Genomic DNA, 1,005 nt, shown 5'->3' with positions numbered 1-1,005 from the left:
TGTATGGTCCCAGAGAGTCATGGCGTACCTTTAACCCGCGACTGTCAGGCAAAATTATGGAACAAGTACTTCACGCAAGCGCCCGCACCACGCCGGCCATCCGGCGGGCCCTGCAAACCAGTTCGGAAAGTACGGCCCACCTAGCCCGGCACTACGGGCTGAACGAGAAGACGGTAGCCAAGTGGCGCGGGCGGACCAGCACGCAGGACGCGCCGATGGGGCCGAAAGACCCGCATTCCACCGTTCTTTCGGCGGCCGAGGAAGCCGCGGCGGTCCTCTTTCGCCAGCAGACCTGTTTGCCGCTCGACGACTGCCTCTACGCCTTGCAGGAGACTATCCCGCACTTATCCCGCTCGGCCTTGCACCGGCTCTTTCAGCGTCAGGGTATCAGTCAGTTGCCCGTTGAAGCGCCCCCGAACCAGGCGGAGAAAAAGAAATTTAAGGACTATCCCATCGGCTACTTTCACCTCGACTTTGCCGAGGTGCGCACGGCGCAAGGCAAGCACTACGTGTTTGTGGCCGTGGACCGCACCAGCAAGCTGGCCTTCGCTGAATTGGCCAGCGAGGCAACGGTGGCCACGGCGCTGGCCTTCTGGCAGCGCGTGGTGGCGGCGGTGCCCTACCGCATTCACAAAGTCTTGACCGACAACGGGGTGCAGTTCGCTTCCTTGCCCCATCGCCCCACGCCGCTGGGCCATTTGTTCGACCAGTACTGTGGGGAGCAGAGCATCGAACACCGGCGCACCAAAGTGGCCCATCCGTGGACCAACGGGCAGGTAGAACGGCTGAATCGTACCGTGAAAGAGGCCACGGTGCAGCGCTACTTCTACCAGACGCAGCAGGAGCTCAACGACCACTTACAGACCTTTTTAGCCGCTTATAACGGGGCTAAGCGGCTCAAAAAGCTACGGGGCCAGACCCCCTACGAGTTTGTCTGCGCCGAGTATACAAAAAATCCTACTATCTTCACTCGTGACCCTACCCATGACTTTGTGGGACTATACA

The 1,005-nt window shown here is 60.2% G+C and carries 1 protein-coding gene; it reads left to right on the top strand.

Annotation, left to right across the window (positions count from 1 at the left end; all coding sequences use genetic code 11):
* Window positions 1-56 precede the first annotated feature (56 nt).
* Window positions 57-1,005 (top strand): IS481 family transposase (locus QMK33_RS23375; protein WP_283567044.1); only part of this gene is annotated, 949 nt, incomplete at its 3' end.

Origin of the sequence: Hymenobacter sp. H14-R3 (genome assembly GCF_030063445.1) — a bacterium.
Classification (GTDB): Bacteria; Bacteroidota; Bacteroidia; order Cytophagales; family Hymenobacteraceae; genus Hymenobacter.
The sequence above is the reverse complement of the archived record's forward strand: the minus strand, read 5'-3'. Positions and strand labels throughout refer to the sequence as shown.